Source organism: Streptosporangium sp. NPDC049644 (assembly GCF_040675205.1).
Lineage (GTDB): Bacteria > Actinomycetota > Actinomycetes > Streptosporangiales > Streptosporangiaceae > Streptosporangium > Streptosporangium fukuiense.
This window is the reverse complement of sequence record NZ_JBFAOJ010000089.1, coordinates 1-17073: the sequence shown is the minus strand read 5'-3', so window position 1 is coordinate 17073 and position 17073 is coordinate 1. Positions and strand designations below refer to the sequence as shown.

The following is a 17073-nucleotide window of genomic DNA, read 5'->3' as shown; positions in this document are numbered from 1 at the left end:
CCGAACATGCAGCCATTCGGCTGCCTTAAAAGATAGGCAGCCAGATGGCTGCATGTCAACGATCCCCCGAAGACCTGTTCGTCAGCCTCCCGCCACCGGGCAGCCGGAAGACACGCCGGGCGGCTCCCCCGAGGAAGTCGGCCCTGGCCTCGTCGCTCAGCCCGAGCTGCTCGACCTGCGCGAGGGCACGATCATGCGAAAGCCGCGGCCGGTTGGTGCCGAACATGACCTTCCCTCGGCTGTAACCGGTGTCCGGTCATCCCGTACGGCGTCCGCGAGGCGGGGCGGGCGGCATGGCCGAGCCGCCGCCCGGCCCGGTAAATCAGGTGCCCGCTGAACTCGTCCTGGTCATACTGCTCCAATGCGACACCTCGCCTACCCCAAGATCCCCGCGGCCGAGCGGTCCGGCGGGACGGTCGCCGGCGGTCCCTGGGTGGCGACCGAGAAGGTGCACGGGGCGCAAATGGTGATCGCCCACGATGGCCGGAACACGTTCGCGGGCAAACGCAAGGCGTGGCTACGCGACGACGAGCCGTTCTTCGGCTGGCAGCTGCTCCGCGGTCACCTCGAAAAAGCCGCGCGGGCCGCCCTGAGCCGGGGCGGCGCGGCCGTACGCGTCTACGGCGAGCTGTACGGCGGCCACTACCCCCACCTCGGCGTCTCGCCGATGCCGGGCATCACTCCGGTTCAAACGGGGGTCTGGTACAGCCCGGAAATCCGCTTCGCCCTTTTCGACGTGCTACTCCATCAGGATCCCGGTGATCCCGGCGTCTTCCTGCCCTACGCGGACGTCGCCTCGATCGCCGCCGACGCCGAGCTCGACGTTGTGCCGCTTCTCGGCAGAGGGACCCGGTCGGAGCTCGACGCTCTGCCGGTCCGGTTCCCCAGCCGGGTGCCGCAGGCGCTCGGCCTGCCCGGCCTGCCGGGCAACCTGGCCGAGGGGATCGTCCTGCGACCCGATGTCCCCCTGCCTCCCGACCGCAGGCCGACCGTCAAGCTGAAGATCGAGGAGTTCGACGAGCAACGTTTCGACCAGAGCCGTCCCTGGGACCCGCAGGTGATCCTCACTTCCGAGGAACTGCACCGGGTCGCCCGAGCCATGGTCAACGGGCCGCGGCTGGCCGGCGCGCGATCCAAGGTGGGACCGTCGAACCTCGAAGGGCTCCTGGACGAGGTGGTCCTCGACATCATGGTGGATCTGTCCGCGACCTTCCCCTCGGCCATGGCGGCGCTGGGCGACGAGGAGGAGGCCGAACTGCAGGCGTCCATCCGCAGGGTCGCGCTCAGCGGTCACCGTCAGGCGTGAGCACGGATCGTCGCCGCGGTCCCGGTGGAGGCGGCCGGCCCTTCGGGGGCGGCGCCCGGTGGCGAGGCCGGGTACGGCCTACCGGCCGGTCTCCGCGGCGTTGGGTGCGACCTGGTTGGGGATGCGGGTGCCCGGAAGGTGTTGGCCGACCGGTGCCGCCAAGCCCCCGGCCAGCGTCGGGGTGGAGTTCGCGGTGGCCTGGCCGGACTCGGGGGGTGTCGCTCGTTCCAGGAAGCGAAGCAGTTCGACGGGGAAGGGCAGCACCAGGGTGGAGTTCTTCTCCGCGGCGACTTCGACGACGGTCTGGAGTAGGCGCAGCTGCAACGCGGCGGGGTGCAGGGCCATCGTCTCAGAGGCTTGGGCCAGCTTCTTCGAGGCCTGCAGCTCGCCCTCGGCGGTGATGATGCGGGAGCGCCGCTCACGTTCCGCCTCGGCCTGCCGGGACATGGACCGCTTCATCGACTCGGGGAGCACCACGTCCTTGATCTCGACCCGGTCGATGTGCACGCCCCAGCTCACGGCCGGGCTGTCGATCATCAGCTCCAGGCCCTGGTTGAGCCGCTCCCGATTGGACAGCAGGTCGTCCAGCTCGCTCTTGCCGATGATCGACCGCAACGAGGCCAGCGCGACCTGGCGGATGGCGGATTCGTAGTCCTGGACGCCGACCACCACGCGTACCGGGTCGACGACCCGGAAGTAGATGACGGCGTCCACGTGAACCGTCACGTTGTCCCGGGTGATGGCGTCCTGGGCGGGCACCGGCATGGTGACGACCTGCATGTTGACCTTCTGCAGGCGGTCGGCGACCGGCATTATCAGGGCGAGTCCTGGAGCACGGAGTTCGGAGCGGACCCGTCCGAACCGGAAGACGACGCCCCGTTCGAACTGTTTGACGACCCGCACACCGGCCTTCAGCCACATCGCCCCCAGCACCACGATGGCGATCAGCACATAGATGACGGTAGTGATCATTTCACCCTCCTGCGTCTCCCCCGGTCCCGCCGTTCCGAAGACCTCTCCCGCTCGCGGCGGGCAGGCCGGCCACGGGGCGGCGGTCATCGTCGCTTCCGGCACCGTTCCGCCTTGATCTCGCCACCAGGCAGGACCGTCCGGAGCGGTACCCCGGATGCGGGCGATATCGGATCAGGCCGGACGGCGCGCGGTGCGGGCGCCGGGCGCCGGCGTCAAAGGGCCGCGCAAGGCCCGGATCCTCGACCGGCGACCGGCACTGGATCTCGCGTGCCGCCTCGCGTTCACGGTCACTGGGCACGACACACCTCCTTGAGGTGCCTGTCCGTCAGGCCCGGCCACACTGCCTCCCCGTTCGGACCTTTCTATCGTAGCGCGATACAAACTGTCCGATATGTACCTTTTTGCCGAGCGGATTCAGCCTCCTTCCGCCGGGGTCACGCCTGCATCACCTGTATCACCGCGCCCGCGACAGGCCGTGATCGCCGCGAGGCGCGTTCCAGGAGGGCGGCACGAACATGTCGCATCACGATACGTTTGTGACATGGCGGATCGTGAGACCGAGGGGCCGTCGCGTCAAGGCGCGACGACCGCCGAGGACGACGGGGCGGGACTCGCCCCCCTGACGAAGCGGGATTTCGAGGTGCTGGCTCGGTTCCGTTTTGAGATCCGCCGCTATCTGCGTTTCAGTGAGGAGACAGCACGGAGGAACGGCCTCACTCCGCAGCAGTACCAGCTGATGCTGGCGCTGAAGGGGTTTCCCGGCCGCGAGTGGGCGACCGTGCGAGAGCTCGCCGACTCTCTCCGGCTACGCCACCACAGTGTGGTCGAACTGGTCGATCGGGCACAGGCACAGGGACTCGTGGAGCGGAGCGCGCACCCGAGCGACGGCAGGGCGGTGCGGGTGTCGCTGACACCGGAGGGGGAACGGGTCCTGACCCGCCTGAGCGCGCTCCACCGCGACGAATTGCGGCGGATGGACGCGATACTCAACGTCCCTGTCTGGCACGGCACACCGCAGGAAGGACACGAGTCCGCTCCATGATCCCTCAACGCGTCTCCGGAAGCCACCGAGCGACACGCGAAAGATCATCGGAAGTCAGGTCCACCGCCGACACCACCGGCCTGCCCCGCCCCGGTCAGCGGTCTCCGGGCCGGGCGGCAGGTGAACACGGTGACGCCTCTTCCGAGGCGCGGATCACGCCTTCCCACCTCTCGGGCAACTCGTAGACCCAGCCCTCCCGCCAGGCGAACTCCTCGTCCACCAGTTCCTCCAGTGCCCGCCCGCCGAGCAGATGGCCCAGCGCCCACCGGTTGGCCGAGTGCGCGATCAGCAGCACCCTCCTGCCGTCCCAGAGCCCGGCAAGGTCCGTCAGGAAATCACGGGTGTGTTCGACGACCTGCCGGTAGCTCTGCCCGCCCGGCCACGGCACGTCGACATGCCGGGATCTCTCGGCGGCCAGCCGCGCCACGGGCATTCCGTTCCACTCGCCGTAGTCGCATTCGCGCAGCCGTTCATCCTGATGGATCGGAATGTCGATGCCCGCGAAAGCGAGCTCCGCGGTCTGCACGGCACGACGAAGGTCGGAGGTGAACACCGCGGCCAGGCCATCGTGGCGGCGGCGTTCGCCAAGCTCCCGAGCCAGCTCACGGCCTCGCGGTGACAGCTCTCCCGGCAACCGGCCGGTCGCGATTCCGACCTCGTTGTCGGTCGTGATCGAGTGCGTCTCGTACACGATCGTCATTGCCACGCTCGGCTCCGGAGCTCTAGGGAGAACACGGTCCCGGGAGGCGGTCGGCGTATCCGGCGAACACGACCTCTTACCGACCAGGTGATCGGATCGCACCAGATCGACCGGTACGGCCGGCCCCCGGATCCCCACGGTACGAGGGGGAGCCACGCCCGACAACCCCGCGGCCCCGCCTCACCTGTCCCCCTATGACCAGGGCATACGGAGTCTCTCAAGAAGACTCCAAGTCTTCCTCAACCAGGGCTGGATAATCTTGCCGCGAAGTGACCGGTTTCACGCCACGGCAAAGCCGATCGAAATTCCGATGCAGATCAGGCCACCGCGGCAGGTAAATCGATTATTGCAAGAAAGAAAATGATGACGGCTTTCCTGCACGAAGAACCAGACAGGCCCTGGAAATGATCGCCACCAAGCGAGTCAGGGGAAACCCGGGATCCGCCACGTGGAATTTCGGCGAGCTCCGTGACGGAAGACCACGCGGTGTCGGAAAGGCGCCTGCACAGTGTCTCCCAACGTTCGACGATACGCGCGCCGCGGGGTCCCGCCAGGGAGCAGGCCAAAGCCCGTGGGGAACTCATGACGGTCCTGCCGTTGTGCGGGCCCCTGGCCGGGAAACCTCACCGGGCCACCTCAGCGCGTCACCGGTCCCGCCAGGTCACGGAGCCTGGCGGAACCGCATGGAACGTTGACCTGCCCGGTGAAAGCAGTCCGTCGAGTCATATCCCGGTCGGAGGTTGGAATCTTGGTAGGCCAGGTCCTTGAGATAGGTCGTAGTTCGGCTGCCGTCGCCGCCACATTGAACGAGTTCCTGAAAGAGTCCACAGAATGGCTGGATCAACGGGGCCTGACGCTGGACTACAATACGGATATCTCAAGTTGGGTCCGCCACATGCGGACCGCCGTTCACTCCGACGGCATCAACCCGACTTTTGACCCGGCGCACAGTCCCGTCTCCGCCCAGAACAGCTACTGGTTGGCCATCAGGGACCGCGACGGATCGACGGTCGCGTGCATCGCCGTGCGAATGATATACACGGCGGACTTCAGCAGTCACATAAGCTCCGTGCGGCTGTGGTTCGATCCGCTGCCCCCCGAAGTGAAACAGTCGATGGATCTCGTTCTGCCGGCGGAGACACCGATCATATCCGGCAGGGTGGCGCACTATGGCGGGCACTGGGTGCATCCGAGCTGGCGGGGAAGGGAAATACCCGGCCTTCTGCTTCCGCTGGCCAAGATACTCACCCTTGACCTGTTCAGAAGCGACTGGGACACCGGAATCGTGTTCTCGAAGAACGCGGCCAGGAAAAGCCTCGTGGACGCCTACGGTTTCGCGAACACAGTGCTCTGCTATTCTGGCTTCTTTCCCCCCGCCAACCGTGACGACACCCTTTTCCTGACCTACAGCAGCCGGGCGCAGACCCTTTCCCGGATGCCACATGCGATCATGAAGCTGCGCGGGGGCCGTCGGGAGGAACAGGCGGCGGCCCACTCACGGAACTGACCCGTCGGGCGCGCCGCGGCCGTTTTGCATCCCCGTCACGAACCTGCCCCGTCGCGCGATCCGCGGCTGGAGTGCGAACGAGGACCCCGAGGCCACACTCTCCGGACGCGACCGCGCCGACCTACGAGGAGCCGTGACCCCGCATGCCCGCAGACGACTTTCCTGCCGACCGGTATGCCGAAATCACTTAGGCGTCGGCGGAATCCTCTCCGTCGCCCATGAAGAAAGATTTTAGGGAGTTGAAAGCGACATGAACGAAAACATCTGGACCGAGTTCGCCAAGAGTTATGACCAGATGATTCCCGAGCTGAACTGCTACCAGCGGATGCTCAGCAAGATCCTTCGCGACACGGAGGGCCGGCGGACGGTGATCGACGCCGGGTGTGGAACCGGCCTGGTCAGCCAGGCGCTGATTGACCGCGGTCACCGGGTCGTCGGTTTCGACAACAACTCTGCCATGCTCCAGCGGGCTCACGACAAGAAGGCGGCCGCGTCGGGCGAGGCTCGCGACCGATGGACGGTCATGGAGGGAAGTGTGGAGAACTTTCCCTCCCAGGTTGTTTCCGACGCGGACGCGGTCCTGCTCAACAACGTCCTCTTCTACGTCCAGGACGTCGAATCGGCGCTGCACGAGGTTCTCTCCCACTTGAAGCCGGGGGGCGTGATGATCGCCACCGGCCCGAAACGCCGGCCTGACCTGCAGAAGGTGCTTCGACACTCCATCGCGGAGTGGCAGGCGGAAGGGCGTTTCACCGAGGCTCTCCAAGCCGCGCTGGCCCATCATTCGACCTGCGCTCAGAAACTGACCACCGACCCCAATGAAATGGTGACGTTCTTCGAGGTGGACGAACTGGTGGACACCCTGCGATGCCTGGGTTTCTCACGCCCCCTGGTCGCGGATGGCGACGATTACTTCGGCGAGAATTATTACGTCTGCATGCAGAAGTGAAGTGAGGTTTCCGATGGAGGGCTCCAAAATCAACCCCAGATTCCAGCGCAACCTGGGGATTCTGGATGAAGAATCGATGAAGAAGGTCGCGGACACCCATGTTCTCGTGGCCGGAGTGGGCGGCGCCGGCGGGCAGTGCGCGGTGGACCTGGCCCGCCTGGGCTTTGGTTGGGTGACGCTCGCAGACTTCGACGTTTACGAGGTGCACAATTCCAATCGCCAGGTCGGCAGCTTCGACAGCACCGTCGGTCAGCTGAAGATCGAGGTCGTCGGGAGGATGTGCCAGGACATCAACCCGGAGCTGCGGATCCGCAAAGCGACCGAGGGCGTGACGGAGGACAATATCGATTCCTTGCTTTCGGGTTTCGACGGAAAACCGGTGGACTACGTCGTGGAAGTCATCGACATCGCCGGCCTCAGAGCGAAAGAATGGCTGCATCAGGCGTGCCGGGAGCGGGGCATCGTCATCATGACCGGCTTGATGCTGGGCTTCGGGGCCGCTTTGCATGTTTTCCAGCCAGAAGCACCCCGCTATGAGGATCTCTACATGCTTCCGGACGGACGCATCGATTTGCCAAAGATCATCCCCCGGCTCGGCAGCTATGTCGTGCAGAAACACTGGGATGCCTGCTTCGCCGGTCGCGGGCATGCTCCCACCTGCGTGATCGGAGCCACCACCGCAGCCGGGATGATGGTGAGCGAGATCATGCGCGCCATCCTCCTGGGGCGGGATCAGATGGTGTCCCACCCCGAGTATCTGTACGTGGATTTCTTTGACCACCACTATGTCCGAGGCTCGGTCGTCCCCGCATGAGCGCCATGGATGCACCTTTCACCCTCATCCGGCCTGACGAGAACGGCCCGGCCGTGCTCTGGGGTGGGGTATACGAATCGGGAAGCCTCAAGTACCTGACGTACGAGCTTTTCCTTGAAGAGGCTCCGCAAGATGTCCGAGGATTCGTTGAGATCTCCGGCTCGTCAACCGCGCTCGCCCTGGATCTGCTCGGAAGAAAAAAAGGACTGCCGACCGTCGCCATCACGGACGCCTCCGGCCGCGATCATCTCATGAGGCGCGGCTTCCGCGGCGAGGTGCGGACGATCACGAACCTCGACGAGGCTCACCGGCTCTGCCTTCAGTACGAGCAGGAGGGCTGGTTCTGGCCGAGGCAGTTCACCAACGTGGCCTTGGTCAGGTGCGTGGAGCTATGGGGACTGCAACTCCTGCGGAAGGTCCGCAAGAATTGGCCGGAAATTCGCTACCTGGTGTGCGGATTCGGCACCGGCGCCACTGTCGCGGGACTGTACCGCGTCTTTGCCCCCTTCGGGTATTCGGTCATGGGGTTGCAGGCCAGGCCAGGCGATCCTGTTCCCGGCTGGAGGAACTATGCCCTCCAGAATCTGGGTGACCAGGATCTTTTCCATTGTTACCAGGAGAAGATCCCGCTTCCCATCCCATCCGAAACCGAAAGCTCCGGCGCGGGTGCTCTGGATTCACTCTTGAGGTACGCGAACACCTATGCCAATCCGGAGCAGGTGCTGGTGATCTCCCACGACGGCCGCCCTCGGGACCGGGGCCTGTCCGAAAAGGTCACCTCGACAACCGCCTCAGCCTCGCCGGCATACGACGAACTCCGTCGTTGAGCCAGCAGGTCGTACGGCCTACGGTGCTCGTCATGGTTCAGCCGTGATCGGCCGCGTGCTGAAGGAGTGACCCGCAGGCTGCCCCGAACGAACAGGCCATCGCCGACCAAGTGCGTGGCGTCCCCGAGGCGGCGGCGCGGACGATCAGCGGTGCGGTCGCCGAGGAGTGGGAGGGCGAACCCGGCGGGGAGCAGGAGGTCCGGCCCGCTCCCCTTCTCGGGTCAGCCCCAAGCGGCGTTCCTCAGCAGGCCCGGCAGCTTCTGGTCGCCCCACACGTCCACTACGACGATCTTCGACTCGGGCAGGAACCACTCTCGCTGGATGAAACTCTTCGTCTGCCGGCCGCTCTGCTGCTTCACGCACCGGCCGGCCCAGGCGGTGTACCTCGCCTCGTGCCCGCGCCCGACCTGGCGCAGCCCTGTCGAGGTGGCCTTGCCGATCACCTGGATGCTTCCGTACTCGAAGGGACAGCCCGCCGGCGCCCCACTCGCCGGGACGAACGGCTTCGCACCGGTGTAACGACGGCCCTCAGCGCCGTAGGCGATCACCTTCGGGCCGTACAGCCAGAACCCCCGGCAGTTCGGGGCGAAGGGCTCGGGAACCTTGCAGCTACCGGTCGCCACCAGGACCCGGTCGGTGTAGTCGTGCACCTTCCAGGTGGTGGGGATCTTCAGGTTCATCCCCCGGAAGGAGAGGGTCTTGGTCCCGGAGGCCGACACGACCGCCGGAGCCGCCGCAGGTGAGTTCGCCGCGGCCAGGGCGGCGGTGGGGGCGGTGAGCAGGGCCGCCATGGCCGACACGGCGAGGACAGAAGATCGCTTTCTCATTCCGGGCAAGTTACCGATCATCACTTGTCGCCGGCTTGGATGCCGCTGTGCACTGTCCTCGAACAAGACCTGGAACGACTCCTCCGTCTCAAGGCGGGAACAGCCGGCGCGGTCACCCGATCAGGCGGCCGGACCACGGACACCCCGGTGGGAGAGGTCGGCCGCCCGCGGGCGATGACGGGCTCGTCAGGCCCAGGGGTCAAAAGGGATGCCGCTCGGCTTGGCGCGCGAGAGGAGGTCTCCGAACCTGCCATCGTTGATCTTGATGGTCGCGGCGCCGAAGTCCGCGTTCATCAGCCTGTCGCGCAGCCAGGTGCTGGGCCAGCCGTTCCAGTCCACGAGCGGGGGATAGCGCCAGTTGTGATAGTGGTTCTCCGGCGGCTCGTCATTGCCGTTGGCGAGCCGGAAGAAGTGCGTGGACGCCCCGTCCTTGTGGTACACGACCTTGGGGTGCGACCCGTCGAAGCGCACCTGCGAGCGCGTATAGGTCACGACGCTGCTGTGTTGCGTGGTCGAAAGGTACTCCACCTGGTTGGACGCCTGGTTGACCCAGGAGATGACGTGTTCCCAGTCGTGACGGTGGCCGCCGAGGCTGATGCCGGGCAGCGCCTGGTCCTTCTCGAAGTAGCTGGCGTACACGACGGCGCACCAGCCGTTGTTGCACTTGGAACGGGCGTAGGTCTGCGTGTTGTCCAGGTCTGACTGGTCGCGGCAGTTGCCGTTGACCGCGCCGGTCGGGTTCAGCCCCGAAGCGAGGGTCCCGTCCGGCCCGATGGCGGGGGTGGCGTAGCAGCCGTCGCCGTCGTAGTCGTAGACCGGCGAGAACGAAGCCTCGTACCCTCCGGCCGACTGGGGCAGGTTGTGCGGCGGAGCGGCATAGGCCGCCGACGCGGGGACCACGACCCCCAGAACGGTGGCCCCGAGCACGATCCCGAGCCGGGAACGCTTGCGCGTGAAGAACGTAGGGGAGGACATACTCCTCTCTGACACGGTCGCTGACTTCGATGCCCTCGCGATGTACGTGAATGACGACAGTTTTCGCATTCTTCCGCTTTCTCGAAGGACTGGCTCCATGACCTGACGGCGCGTCGGCGTGGTGGGGCGTCGGCGGCGTTCTCCGCACCGATGTGAGCACGCCTCGCACTTTCACGGCACCACGGAACCGATGCTTGATCAAGGTCCTTAGATCAAATGACGCCAACATGTATCGGCGACGGTCGAAAGGTGAACCACCAGCGAAAGCTCATGAATCGCCTCCCGGAGGAGGGCGATCGGACGTCCATATGGTGCGCGGGGCACCGGGGCCGATCCTCGACCCCGATCTGACCGTCGTAGCGCAGGTCGGCCGGGACGACGAGCAGCTCGGCGCGGGCCGTCTGCGCTCGACCCCCCAGGGCCGTGCCCGGCTTCATCCCGGCCTCGGCCGTGTCTCCGGCTACATCGCTCTCCTCGAACGGGAAGCGAGGGCATCATGACCGCACGACGCAGCCGGGGAGACGCCTGACAGCACCGGCCGCCAGTACTCCGACTCGACATCCAACCTGCGCCTGGGTCCTCGCCTCGCCGTCAACACGCCCCTGGTGATCAGGTGTGTTGCGACAAGCACTGGAACCCAGGCGTCGCCACGAGGTCGGTTCTCAGGCGGCGCCGGCAGACGCGCATACGACGTGCTGCTCGCCCTCCGGTGATGTCATCACCGGAGGGCGAGGACCGGGACGGAGGAGGCGGGGACGGTTCTGCTCTGCGCGAAGCCCACAGAACTCGAACGCGTCGTCTACCTATGCTGAGGCATGGCCTCCTCTGTCCCGCCGCTACGTCCAGCGATCGATCGGACCGATCCCAAGCCGTCTCCGGCTCGCGAGCCGCTCTGGCGGCACGCGCTCGGTGAGCGTCTCAGAGGTCTTCGTCATGAGCGGGGCGAGAAGTTGAGCGAGACGGCGCGTCGTGCCGGTGTCTCGCCGCAGTATCTCTCCGAGATGGAACGAGGCGTCAAAGAGCCATCGAGCGAAATGATCGCTGCGGTCGCCGGCGCACTGGATGTCACCCTGGTCGATCTGACCCTTGCCGTTGCCGAGAGCTTGCGGTCTGCTCAGAGCAGCACGTCAAGAGGTGCCACCTGCTCGGTGGCGTACGCTCTGGCCGCGTAGCGCGGCCTGCCGAAATCATCCGAGCCTATGCGTGCTCCTCGATGATCTGATCGAGGATCCCGTACTCCAAGGCCGCGGTCGCGGTGAACACGCGATCGTGATCGGTGTCGGCGCGCAGGGTCTCGACAGTCTGGCCCGTGTGTCGTGACAGTATGCGCTCGATGTCCGCTCGGACACGTACCACCTCATCGGCCTGCAAGATGAGGTCGGGGATCGTTCCGCGCCCCTGAGCAGCTGGTTGGTGCAGGATTATTCGTGCGTGCGGGAGAGCGGCACGTTTTCCTTCGGCGCCCGCGGCGAGAAGGACGGCGCCCACCGCGATGGCCTGTCCAACGCAGGTTGTCTCAACCCGCGGGCGGATATAGCGCATGGTGTCGTATATCGCGAGCATTGCGCTCGGATCCCCGCCTTCGCAGTTGATATAGAACTGTATGGGGGCATCGGGGTTGTCCGACTCCAAAAAAATAAGCTGTGCGACGAGCGCGTTCGCGACGCCCGCATCGATTGCGGTTCCCAGGTAGACGATTCGCTCGGTGAGCAGGTGCGAGTAGACATCCATGATCCGCTCGCCACGAGAATCCCGGGCGATGACGTTAGGGATCGTGTACGTGGTCACTGACCGACTCCTTCGGTGACGCCGAATCCAAGTCGCGGGCGACTGTGTGGCGCGATTTCGTCGAAGCTCCGGACGATTGTGTCTATGAAGCCGTAGTCCAGTGCCTCTTGCGTTGTGTACCAGCGATCGTGCAGAGAATCCTCGAATATGCGCTCTACGGGCTGGCCCGTGTCCTCGGCGATAAGACCGAGCACCGTGTCGCGAGTATGCCGAAGGTCGCCGGCCTGCAGTTCGATGTCGACTGCGGTGCCGCCGATTCCGGCCGAGCCTTGATGCATCAGGACACGCGCGTGCGGCAGGGCGCGGCGCTTCCCTCGGGTACCCGATGACAGCAAGAATTGCCCGGCGCTGTAGGCGATGCCCAGCACGAGGGTCGATACGTCACAGGGAATGAGTCGAATGATGTCACGGATCGCAAGCATCGATGGAACCGAGCCGCCCGGGGAGTGAATCCACAATGCGATATCGGTCGACGCGTCCTGCGTGGCGAGGGCTATCAATTGCGTGGCGAGCAACGTCCCATTGTCGTCATCGAGAGGGCCGTCGAGAACGAGAACACGCTGCTCGTAAAGCTGATGCCTTACCCGCGCGTTGAACAGTGGAAGTTTCGATTCTTCGCTCATGCGTCCATCATGTGGAGCGATCCGGGGCGGCGTCGACACGATCTGCCTGGGGCGGATCTGCTCTGAGCAGAGAGAACTCGGTTTCCGGCTCTGTTCAGGGCCGTTGTCGCTCACCGCACGACAGCCGCTGTCCACACTCCGGGGGATCCCCAGGGCCGATCTCTGTGGTCATATGCGATAGAGCACGGAGGCGCTCATGGGATGCCGCCAACACCGCCAACCGGGAGAATCACCGTGGAGAAACTGCTCGTCTCGTGTGATGAGCTGGTCGGGTTGATCGGCGCACCGTCGGTCCGGATCGTCGACACGCGCTGGCCCGTGGGCGATGGTCCGGCCGGGCATAACCTGTATCGCCGCTCGCGCGTGCCCGGCGCCGTCTACCTCGGGTTCGACGCCACCCAGGCGCCCGGCCCGCAGCCACCGGGCCGGGCCGCCCATCCCGCGACGCTCGCCGCCGCACTCGCCGACCTCGGCGTCGGTACCGACAGCACCCTGGTGGCCTACGACGACAACCACCAGTTCACCGCGGCGCGGCTGGTATGGCTGATGCGGGCTCACGGCTTCGAGCGATCGTTCCGCCTCGACGGCGGGTGGCCCGCCTGGCTGCGGTCAGGCGGGCCCGTGGAGACCGGGCCGATCTCCCGGCGGCCCTGCGTGACTCACCCGCCACTCCTGAGCCAGACCGGCTCCGCCATCGCCGGTCTGAACGACCTGCTCGCGCACCAGGCGGGCGGCCTGCCCATCGCCGACTGCCGCCGCGACTCCAGTTGGGCGGAGCAGCCGCAGCTCATTCCGGGCGCGACGAGACTGCCGATGCGCATGCTCGTCGACTCCTCGGGGCTGCACCATCCGCCGTCCCGCATCAGGTCGGTGGCCGCCGCAGCCGGGATCGACGTCGACACACCGGTTGTCGCGTACTGCGGCGCGGCAATCTCCGCCCCGGCTGTTTGGCTCGCCCTGCGCTCGGCCGGCGTCACCGGGGTACGGGTGTACGACGGTTCCATCACGGAATGGATCGCCGGCGGCCGGCCTCTGACACCTGCGACGGCGTACCGGCCCGAGCAATCCCGGATGGCACAGCCTCGAACGGCCGCGCCCGCGGGCCGAGAAGAGGATCGCTAGGGCACGATCCGGTTCCAAGCTTCCTTTGGAGGATGCGGGCCGGTAACGCCGTGTACCGCGATCCCGCGAGCCCGTCCGGCGGCAGAGGTTCACAGGCAGCTTAGGTCGACCCGACCGGGTTCAGACCGGAGTGAATCGCCCCGGGTTCGGTGGAGACTTTGATGTTCCCCTGCTTTCGTGGAGTCGCTTTGGCTGACTTGCATGCCTAGATCCTCAAGAGAGATCAGTATGCCCAGGAGCCATCCCCCCGAGTTCCAGCGTAAGGTCCTGGATCTGCTCAGGGCAGGCCGAACCGTACAGCAGGTCGCCACGAACCTTCAGATCAGCGACCAGACGATCTACAACTGGCGCAAGCAAGACCGTATCGATTCCGGGCTGGAGCCCGGCCTGACCTCGTCCGCCCACGCCGAGCCGGTGTCTGCAGCATCGGCTTCCAATCCCTGCACTAAGCGCTCGACACCACCACCCCCGGCGGGCGACTCGTGTTCCATGTGTTCGCCGCCCTGGCCGAGTCAATCCGCGAGCTCATCGTGGAAGGCACCAACGAGGGTCTGGCGGCGGCACGAGCCCGCGGGCAACGCCTCGGCCGGCCACCCGCGATGGATGCGGAGATGGTGGCGCGTGCACGGCGCATGCTGGCCCAGCCCGAAGAGACCGTGTCGAGCATCGCCGAACTGCTCCGCGTGAGCCGCTCCACGCTGTACAAGTACATCCCCGAGCTCAGCCCAACGGCGATCGAGCAGTGAAAACCCTGATAGCGCGGATTACGCGGGTGTCGCAGCGATCACGCTCCCGCGCTCCCCCGAATCACGTTCGGCCACACGACTCGGCGTCTGATAGTTCTTCAGCGCCCCTGCCCTTTGAGGTGGGGGTCGGCGGTGTAGCCCATCTGCTGCGCCATACCCTGACCATACGACCCCGAGGAGGAGCAATGCGGAGCGACTCCGAACGGGTTGAGCACCGCCGCCGCGACGAGGTGCACGACTGCGTGGTGCCCGAATGCGGAACCCGGGCGGTTGAGGCGTTCATGGCCAACGAGGGTGGTCACCTCGCCGGGCGAGACCGGAAGCCGGGCGACCTGGTTGACCTGTGCGCACCGCACGCCCATGACGTCCGGCAGGCCGAGCATCTGCCCAGGGAACAGGTTGCCGAGTGGGTGCGGGCGGACATGAAGCCCGACCCGTACGAGGCTCTGACGGACGGCCTCGAAGGGCTGTGACCCCGCACGGATGACGCCCCTGCCCTTCCCCCGGGCGAGGGCGTCATCGTGTCTGCCTACGGACGATCAGTCTGGCCCGAAGGACGAGGCAAATCCTCCTTAATCAGGCAATACAGCATTCTCTACACAAAGCAAATACAAATGTCCACATCTGGACATTTGGCAACCTGGCATCACCGGCAGCCGTCTCATTGGTGTCCTACACCTACCCCTTTGAGAGGGCTTGTGTTCAGACGCTTACTTTCCACCCTTTTCGGCGCAGCGCTCATCGCCTCGACCATCGTTGCCCTACCCGCGTCTGCGGCAACCACCGGGTCGTGGACCGTGTATCAACCTCACGGCACGATCACCTCTGACGGTGGCGACGCCATCACCTACTTCAGTAACGCGAGCACCCCGAGCAACGGGCAAATCACCCGCACGCTCCTGCTGGTCCAGCCCTACTACAACGGCAGGGTCGCCGAGACGGTCGACTTCTGCTATCAGGAACCGGGCACCACCATTGATTACAAGTGCACAGGCGCATTCGACCTCAACAGCAGCCTGGGACTGTGGGTCTACACCTTCAGCGGCCTGGACCCTAGGGGCACGATCACCGTCAAGCACACCCTGCACGGAGGCACCTATCCTACGAGCAGTGGATCTCAAGACCGCGTCACGGTGAATTACGAGTACTAGCCCTGAACCCAACAATGCCCCGCCCGCCCTCCAGCACGGAGGACGGGCGGGGCTTCGCCGTTTTAAGTTCGGGCGAGGACGCGGAGGCCGTCATGCGTGCCTCGTCGTCCGCCCATGGCCACCAAGGAGGAGCCACGATCCACGCCAACCTGATCGTCATCTACACCGACCAGCTCGACGCCTGCCATGTCTTCTACAGCGGGCTCGGCCTCACCTTCACCCCGGAGCAGCACGGCACCGGCCCTGAGCACTACGCCGCGACGCTCGACGGCATCGTGTTCGAGCTCTACCCTGCCACCAGCCGTCCGGCCACCGGGAGCCTGCGGCTCGGCTTTACTGCCCCAGCCGGCGGCGTCGCGCCGCCGCTGGCACCCGGTCGGCATGTCCTCGTCGATCCTGATGGCCGCACCGTCGACCTGTGCGTCACCTAAAAGGTCGCGAGCATGGGCGGCATGGATCCTGAACTGAGCACCGGCCGCCCAGCGGTCATCGACGGGTGATGCGACGATCCTGCTGGACGCCGCCACCGGCTCCCGAGCTGACACCCGGCCGAACCCGGGCGGCGGGTGGACGGTGTACCAGCATGGCCCGTTGCGGCTGTGGGACGCGGTCGAGGACGCCATCCTGCTCTGGCAGGAGGCTGGGTCTCCGCACCAGTCAGCGTTCGGCCTCACCGTCACCCCGGACCGCCAGTACGTGTGGCTGGGTGAGCCCGGCGGCCCGTCTTGGGACCTGCCCGCTTGAGCGACGGGCAGCGCCACCACCGCTTAGTGCCCCTTCAACCGAGGAGGACGCCGGCTTAATGCCGGCCCCCTGGGTCACAACAGCCCTCGGGGAGGAAGGTCGCAGTCCTGAAGATTTCCGCCCTCTGGTCGACTTTCTCCGCGCTATCGGTCGGAGGTCGGGGTATTCGCCGGGGGAGACTCTCGTCGAGGCCGGACTGGCGTCAGAGGTTGAACTTGCTGTGAGGCGACATCTGTCTAAGCGACGTGGCGAGATGCTCTGGCGACAAAAAGAGAAGCCCTCACCTGTTTTCACAGGTAAGGAGCTTGCGATGGGCACCACCGGGTTCGAACCAGTGACATCTCGCTTGTAGGGCGATCCGAGCAGGGGCGCGACCAGGGCGGATACCGGCCCTGAGCTGGGCGTACGGTCCACATCCGGCTACCGGTGTCCGGGCCCGTCCGTGGTCGTTGTCACCCGGTTGGTCACTCAGGATTCAGAAGTTCTCACTCCACAGGTACCAGGGCCCGTAGTAGTGCTCGACCCCGGGTTGGTATTCCTCTTCTTCCGGCAACGGAGGTTCCCCGCTCGGGCTCCAGATGAAGCCATGGGCGTGGATGCCGTCTCCCCCACCCGCAAGCGCGAAGCGCACCGTGCCCTCATGCCGTTCGGCCCAGGAGATCTCGAACAGCCCGAGCGTCGCGGCATCCATCCTCCAGTCGCCGCTTCCCGCTACCGCTGACCGTGCGACCTTCTCGAAGCTCTCCTCGGACAGGGAAAGTCTGAATCTTCCAGGCCCCAGAGCAGCCAGCGCGAAGACCAGAATTCCAACGATCGCCGGTGCTGCCCAGCGCAACAGGTTTCGTTTGACACCAGGCCGACCCTCCGGATTGAAAACCCCCACGGCCCTCCCTGCCAAACTAGACAGAGGTAACAAAAAGGTACATAACTCTGTATCGAGGGCGGGGAAGGAGACATCCCTTCGTGGGAGCACGACAACC

22 protein-coding genes and 2 pseudogenes are annotated in these 17073 nt (G+C 65.7%); 16 read left to right on the top strand and 8 right to left on the bottom strand.

Annotation, left to right across the window (positions count from 1 at the left end):
* Positions 1–55 precede the first annotated feature (55 nt).
* Positions 56–226: a hypothetical protein gene (locus AB0J58_RS34695; protein ID WP_364223886.1), complete on the bottom strand. Its 171-nt coding sequence runs from the start codon at positions 224–226 to the stop codon at positions 56–58.
* A 135-nt stretch (positions 227–361) separates the two neighbouring features.
* On the opposite strand from AB0J58_RS34695, the gene AB0J58_RS34690 reads away from it, so the two are divergent.
* The gene (locus AB0J58_RS34690; RefSeq protein ID WP_364223884.1) at positions 362–1306 is read left to right on the top strand and encodes an RNA ligase family protein; all 945 of its coding nucleotides are present in this window, start codon (positions 362–364) and stop codon (positions 1304–1306) included.
* Between the two features lie 78 nt (positions 1307–1384).
* Here the strand turns inward: AB0J58_RS34690 and AB0J58_RS34685 are convergent, their stop codons facing one another.
* Positions 1385–2278 (bottom strand): slipin family protein, encoded by an 894-nt coding sequence (locus tag AB0J58_RS34685; protein WP_364223882.1) that lies wholly within the window; start codon positions 2276–2278, stop codon positions 1385–1387.
* A gap of 541 nt (positions 2279–2819) precedes the next feature.
* Here AB0J58_RS34685 and AB0J58_RS34680 point away from each other — a divergent pair.
* Complete coding sequence (locus tag AB0J58_RS34680) at positions 2820–3320, top strand: MarR family winged helix-turn-helix transcriptional regulator (RefSeq protein ID WP_364223880.1); 501 nt, start codon at positions 2820–2822, stop codon at positions 3318–3320.
* Positions 3321–3414: 94 nt separating this feature from the next.
* Here AB0J58_RS34680 and AB0J58_RS34675 read toward each other — a convergent pair whose 3' ends face one another.
* Positions 3415–4020: a histidine phosphatase family protein gene (locus AB0J58_RS34675; RefSeq protein WP_364223940.1), complete on the bottom strand. Its 606-nt coding sequence runs from the start codon at positions 4018–4020 to the stop codon at positions 3415–3417.
* Positions 4021–4822: 802 nt separating this feature from the next.
* On the opposite strand from AB0J58_RS34675, the gene AB0J58_RS34670 reads away from it, so the two are divergent.
* The 4 genes from AB0J58_RS34670 (at position 4823) to AB0J58_RS34655 (ending at position 8117) form a co-directional block, all read left to right on the top strand.
* The gene (locus AB0J58_RS34670) at positions 4823–5527 is read left to right on the top strand and encodes a hypothetical protein (RefSeq protein ID WP_364223878.1); all 705 of its coding nucleotides are present in this window, start codon (positions 4823–4825) and stop codon (positions 5525–5527) included.
* 250 nt (positions 5528–5777) lie between these two features.
* The gene (locus tag AB0J58_RS34665; protein WP_364223876.1) at positions 5778–6476 is read left to right on the top strand and encodes a class I SAM-dependent methyltransferase; all 699 of its coding nucleotides are present in this window, start codon (positions 5778–5780) and stop codon (positions 6474–6476) included.
* Positions 6477–6489: 13 nt separating this feature from the next.
* Positions 6490–7290: a ThiF family adenylyltransferase gene (locus AB0J58_RS34660; RefSeq protein ID WP_364223874.1), complete on the top strand. Its 801-nt coding sequence runs from the start codon at positions 6490–6492 to the stop codon at positions 7288–7290.
* Positions 7287–8117: a pyridoxal-phosphate dependent enzyme gene (locus AB0J58_RS34655; protein WP_364223872.1), complete on the top strand. Its 831-nt coding sequence runs from the start codon at positions 7287–7289 to the stop codon at positions 8115–8117. Before AB0J58_RS34660 ends, AB0J58_RS34655 begins: the two co-directional genes overlap by 4 nt.
* 221 nt (positions 8118–8338) lie before the next feature.
* On the opposite strand, the gene AB0J58_RS34650 is transcribed toward AB0J58_RS34655, so the two are convergent.
* Both AB0J58_RS34650 and AB0J58_RS34645 read right to left on the bottom strand, forming a co-directional pair.
* Positions 8339–8944, bottom strand: coding sequence for a hypothetical protein (locus AB0J58_RS34650; RefSeq protein ID WP_364223870.1), 606 nt, complete (start codon positions 8942–8944; stop codon positions 8339–8341).
* Positions 8945–9130: 186 nt separating this feature from the next.
* Entirely contained in the window at positions 9131–9919 is a 789-nt protein-coding gene (locus AB0J58_RS34645) for an NPP1 family protein (RefSeq protein WP_364223868.1), read from the bottom strand.
* Between the two features lie 308 nt (positions 9920–10227).
* On the opposite strand from AB0J58_RS34645, the gene AB0J58_RS34640 reads away from it, so the two are divergent.
* Both AB0J58_RS34640 and AB0J58_RS34635 read left to right on the top strand, forming a co-directional pair.
* Positions 10228–10419, top strand: a complete 192-nt coding sequence (locus AB0J58_RS34640) for a hypothetical protein (RefSeq protein ID WP_364223866.1) — start codon at positions 10228–10230, stop codon at positions 10417–10419.
* 315 nt (positions 10420–10734) lie between these two features.
* Entirely contained in the window at positions 10735–11091 is a 357-nt protein-coding gene (locus AB0J58_RS34635) for a helix-turn-helix transcriptional regulator (RefSeq protein WP_364223864.1), read from the top strand.
* A gap of 25 nt (positions 11092–11116) precedes the next feature.
* Here AB0J58_RS34635 and AB0J58_RS34630 read toward each other — a convergent pair whose 3' ends face one another.
* Complete coding sequence (locus AB0J58_RS34630) at positions 11117–11707, bottom strand: ATP-dependent Clp protease proteolytic subunit (protein WP_343980047.1); 591 nt, start codon at positions 11705–11707, stop codon at positions 11117–11119.
* A complete protein-coding gene (locus AB0J58_RS34625) occupies positions 11704–12330 on the bottom strand; it encodes an ATP-dependent Clp protease proteolytic subunit (protein WP_343980044.1) in 627 nt (208 codons plus the stop codon). Before AB0J58_RS34625 ends, AB0J58_RS34630 begins: the two co-directional genes overlap by 4 nt.
* Positions 12331–12564: 234 nt before the next feature.
* Between AB0J58_RS34625 and AB0J58_RS34620 the strand changes: the two genes are divergently transcribed.
* From AB0J58_RS34620 to AB0J58_RS34585, 8 genes and pseudogenes are all read left to right on the top strand, one after another.
* Positions 12565–13452: a rhodanese-like domain-containing protein gene (locus AB0J58_RS34620; RefSeq protein ID WP_364223862.1), complete on the top strand. Its 888-nt coding sequence runs from the start codon at positions 12565–12567 to the stop codon at positions 13450–13452.
* A 201-nt stretch (positions 13453–13653) separates the two neighbouring features.
* Positions 13654–13812: pseudogene (locus tag AB0J58_RS34615) on the top strand (helix-turn-helix domain-containing protein); the annotation flags it as partial.
* 104 nt (positions 13813–13916) lie between these two features.
* Positions 13917–14018, top strand: a pseudogene (locus AB0J58_RS34610) (recombinase family protein); the annotation flags it as partial.
* Positions 14004–14198 (top strand): helix-turn-helix domain-containing protein, encoded by a 195-nt coding sequence (locus tag AB0J58_RS34605; protein ID WP_364223938.1) that lies wholly within the window; start codon positions 14004–14006, stop codon positions 14196–14198. The pseudogene AB0J58_RS34610 and the gene AB0J58_RS34605, both read left to right, overlap by 15 nt.
* Before the next feature lie 185 nt (positions 14199–14383).
* A complete protein-coding gene (locus AB0J58_RS34600; protein ID WP_364223860.1) occupies positions 14384–14671 on the top strand; it encodes a hypothetical protein in 288 nt (95 codons plus the stop codon).
* A gap of 213 nt (positions 14672–14884) precedes the next feature.
* Positions 14885–15349 (top strand): hypothetical protein, encoded by a 465-nt coding sequence (locus tag AB0J58_RS34595; RefSeq protein ID WP_364223858.1) that lies wholly within the window; start codon positions 14885–14887, stop codon positions 15347–15349.
* 92 nt (positions 15350–15441) lie between these two features.
* Positions 15442–15780, top strand: a complete 339-nt coding sequence (locus AB0J58_RS34590; RefSeq protein ID WP_364223856.1) for a glyoxalase/bleomycin resistance/dioxygenase family protein — start codon at positions 15442–15444, stop codon at positions 15778–15780.
* A gap of 142 nt (positions 15781–15922) precedes the next feature.
* A complete protein-coding gene (locus tag AB0J58_RS34585; protein WP_364223854.1) occupies positions 15923–16093 on the top strand; it encodes a hypothetical protein in 171 nt (56 codons plus the stop codon).
* A gap of 475 nt (positions 16094–16568) precedes the next feature.
* Here AB0J58_RS34585 and AB0J58_RS34580 read toward each other — a convergent pair whose 3' ends face one another.
* A complete protein-coding gene (locus AB0J58_RS34580; RefSeq protein WP_364223852.1) occupies positions 16569–16976 on the bottom strand; it encodes a hypothetical protein in 408 nt (135 codons plus the stop codon).
* Positions 16977–17073 lie beyond the last annotated feature (97 nt).

What these genes read in the sequence shown, in the direction of transcription:
- AB0J58_RS34695 (WP_364223886.1), bottom strand. Translation starts at nt 226, where the DNA reads ATGTTCGGCACCAACCGGCCGCGGCTTTCGCATGATCGTGCCCTCGCG.
- AB0J58_RS34690 (WP_364223884.1), top strand. Translation starts at nt 362, where the DNA reads ATGCGACACCTCGCCTACCCCAAGATCCCCGCGGCCGAGCGGTCCGGC.
- AB0J58_RS34685 (WP_364223882.1), bottom strand. Translation starts at nt 2,278, where the DNA reads ATGATCACTACCGTCATCTATGTGCTGATCGCCATCGTGGTGCTGGGG.
- AB0J58_RS34680 (WP_364223880.1), top strand. Translation starts at nt 2,820, where the DNA reads ATGGCGGATCGTGAGACCGAGGGGCCGTCGCGTCAAGGCGCGACGACC.
- AB0J58_RS34675 (WP_364223940.1), bottom strand. Translation starts at nt 4,020, where the DNA reads ATGACGATCGTGTACGAGACGCACTCGATCACGACCGACAACGAGGTC.
- AB0J58_RS34665 (WP_364223876.1), top strand. Translation starts at nt 5,778, where the DNA reads ATGAACGAAAACATCTGGACCGAGTTCGCCAAGAGTTATGACCAGATG.
- AB0J58_RS34660 (WP_364223874.1), top strand. Translation starts at nt 6,490, where the DNA reads ATGGAGGGCTCCAAAATCAACCCCAGATTCCAGCGCAACCTGGGGATT.
- AB0J58_RS34655 (WP_364223872.1), top strand. Translation starts at nt 7,287, where the DNA reads ATGAGCGCCATGGATGCACCTTTCACCCTCATCCGGCCTGACGAGAAC.
- AB0J58_RS34650 (WP_364223870.1), bottom strand. Translation starts at nt 8,944, where the DNA reads ATGAGAAAGCGATCTTCTGTCCTCGCCGTGTCGGCCATGGCGGCCCTG.
- AB0J58_RS34645 (WP_364223868.1), bottom strand. Translation starts at nt 9,919, where the DNA reads ATGTCCTCCCCTACGTTCTTCACGCGCAAGCGTTCCCGGCTCGGGATC.
- AB0J58_RS34640 (WP_364223866.1), top strand. Translation starts at nt 10,228, where the DNA reads ATGGTGCGCGGGGCACCGGGGCCGATCCTCGACCCCGATCTGACCGTC.
- AB0J58_RS34635 (WP_364223864.1), top strand. Translation starts at nt 10,735, where the DNA reads ATGGCCTCCTCTGTCCCGCCGCTACGTCCAGCGATCGATCGGACCGAT.
- AB0J58_RS34625 (WP_343980044.1), bottom strand. Translation starts at nt 12,330, where the DNA reads ATGAGCGAAGAATCGAAACTTCCACTGTTCAACGCGCGGGTAAGGCAT.
- AB0J58_RS34600 (WP_364223860.1), top strand. Translation starts at nt 14,384, where the DNA reads ATGCGGAGCGACTCCGAACGGGTTGAGCACCGCCGCCGCGACGAGGTG.
- AB0J58_RS34590 (WP_364223856.1), top strand. Translation starts at nt 15,442, where the DNA reads ATGCGTGCCTCGTCGTCCGCCCATGGCCACCAAGGAGGAGCCACGATC.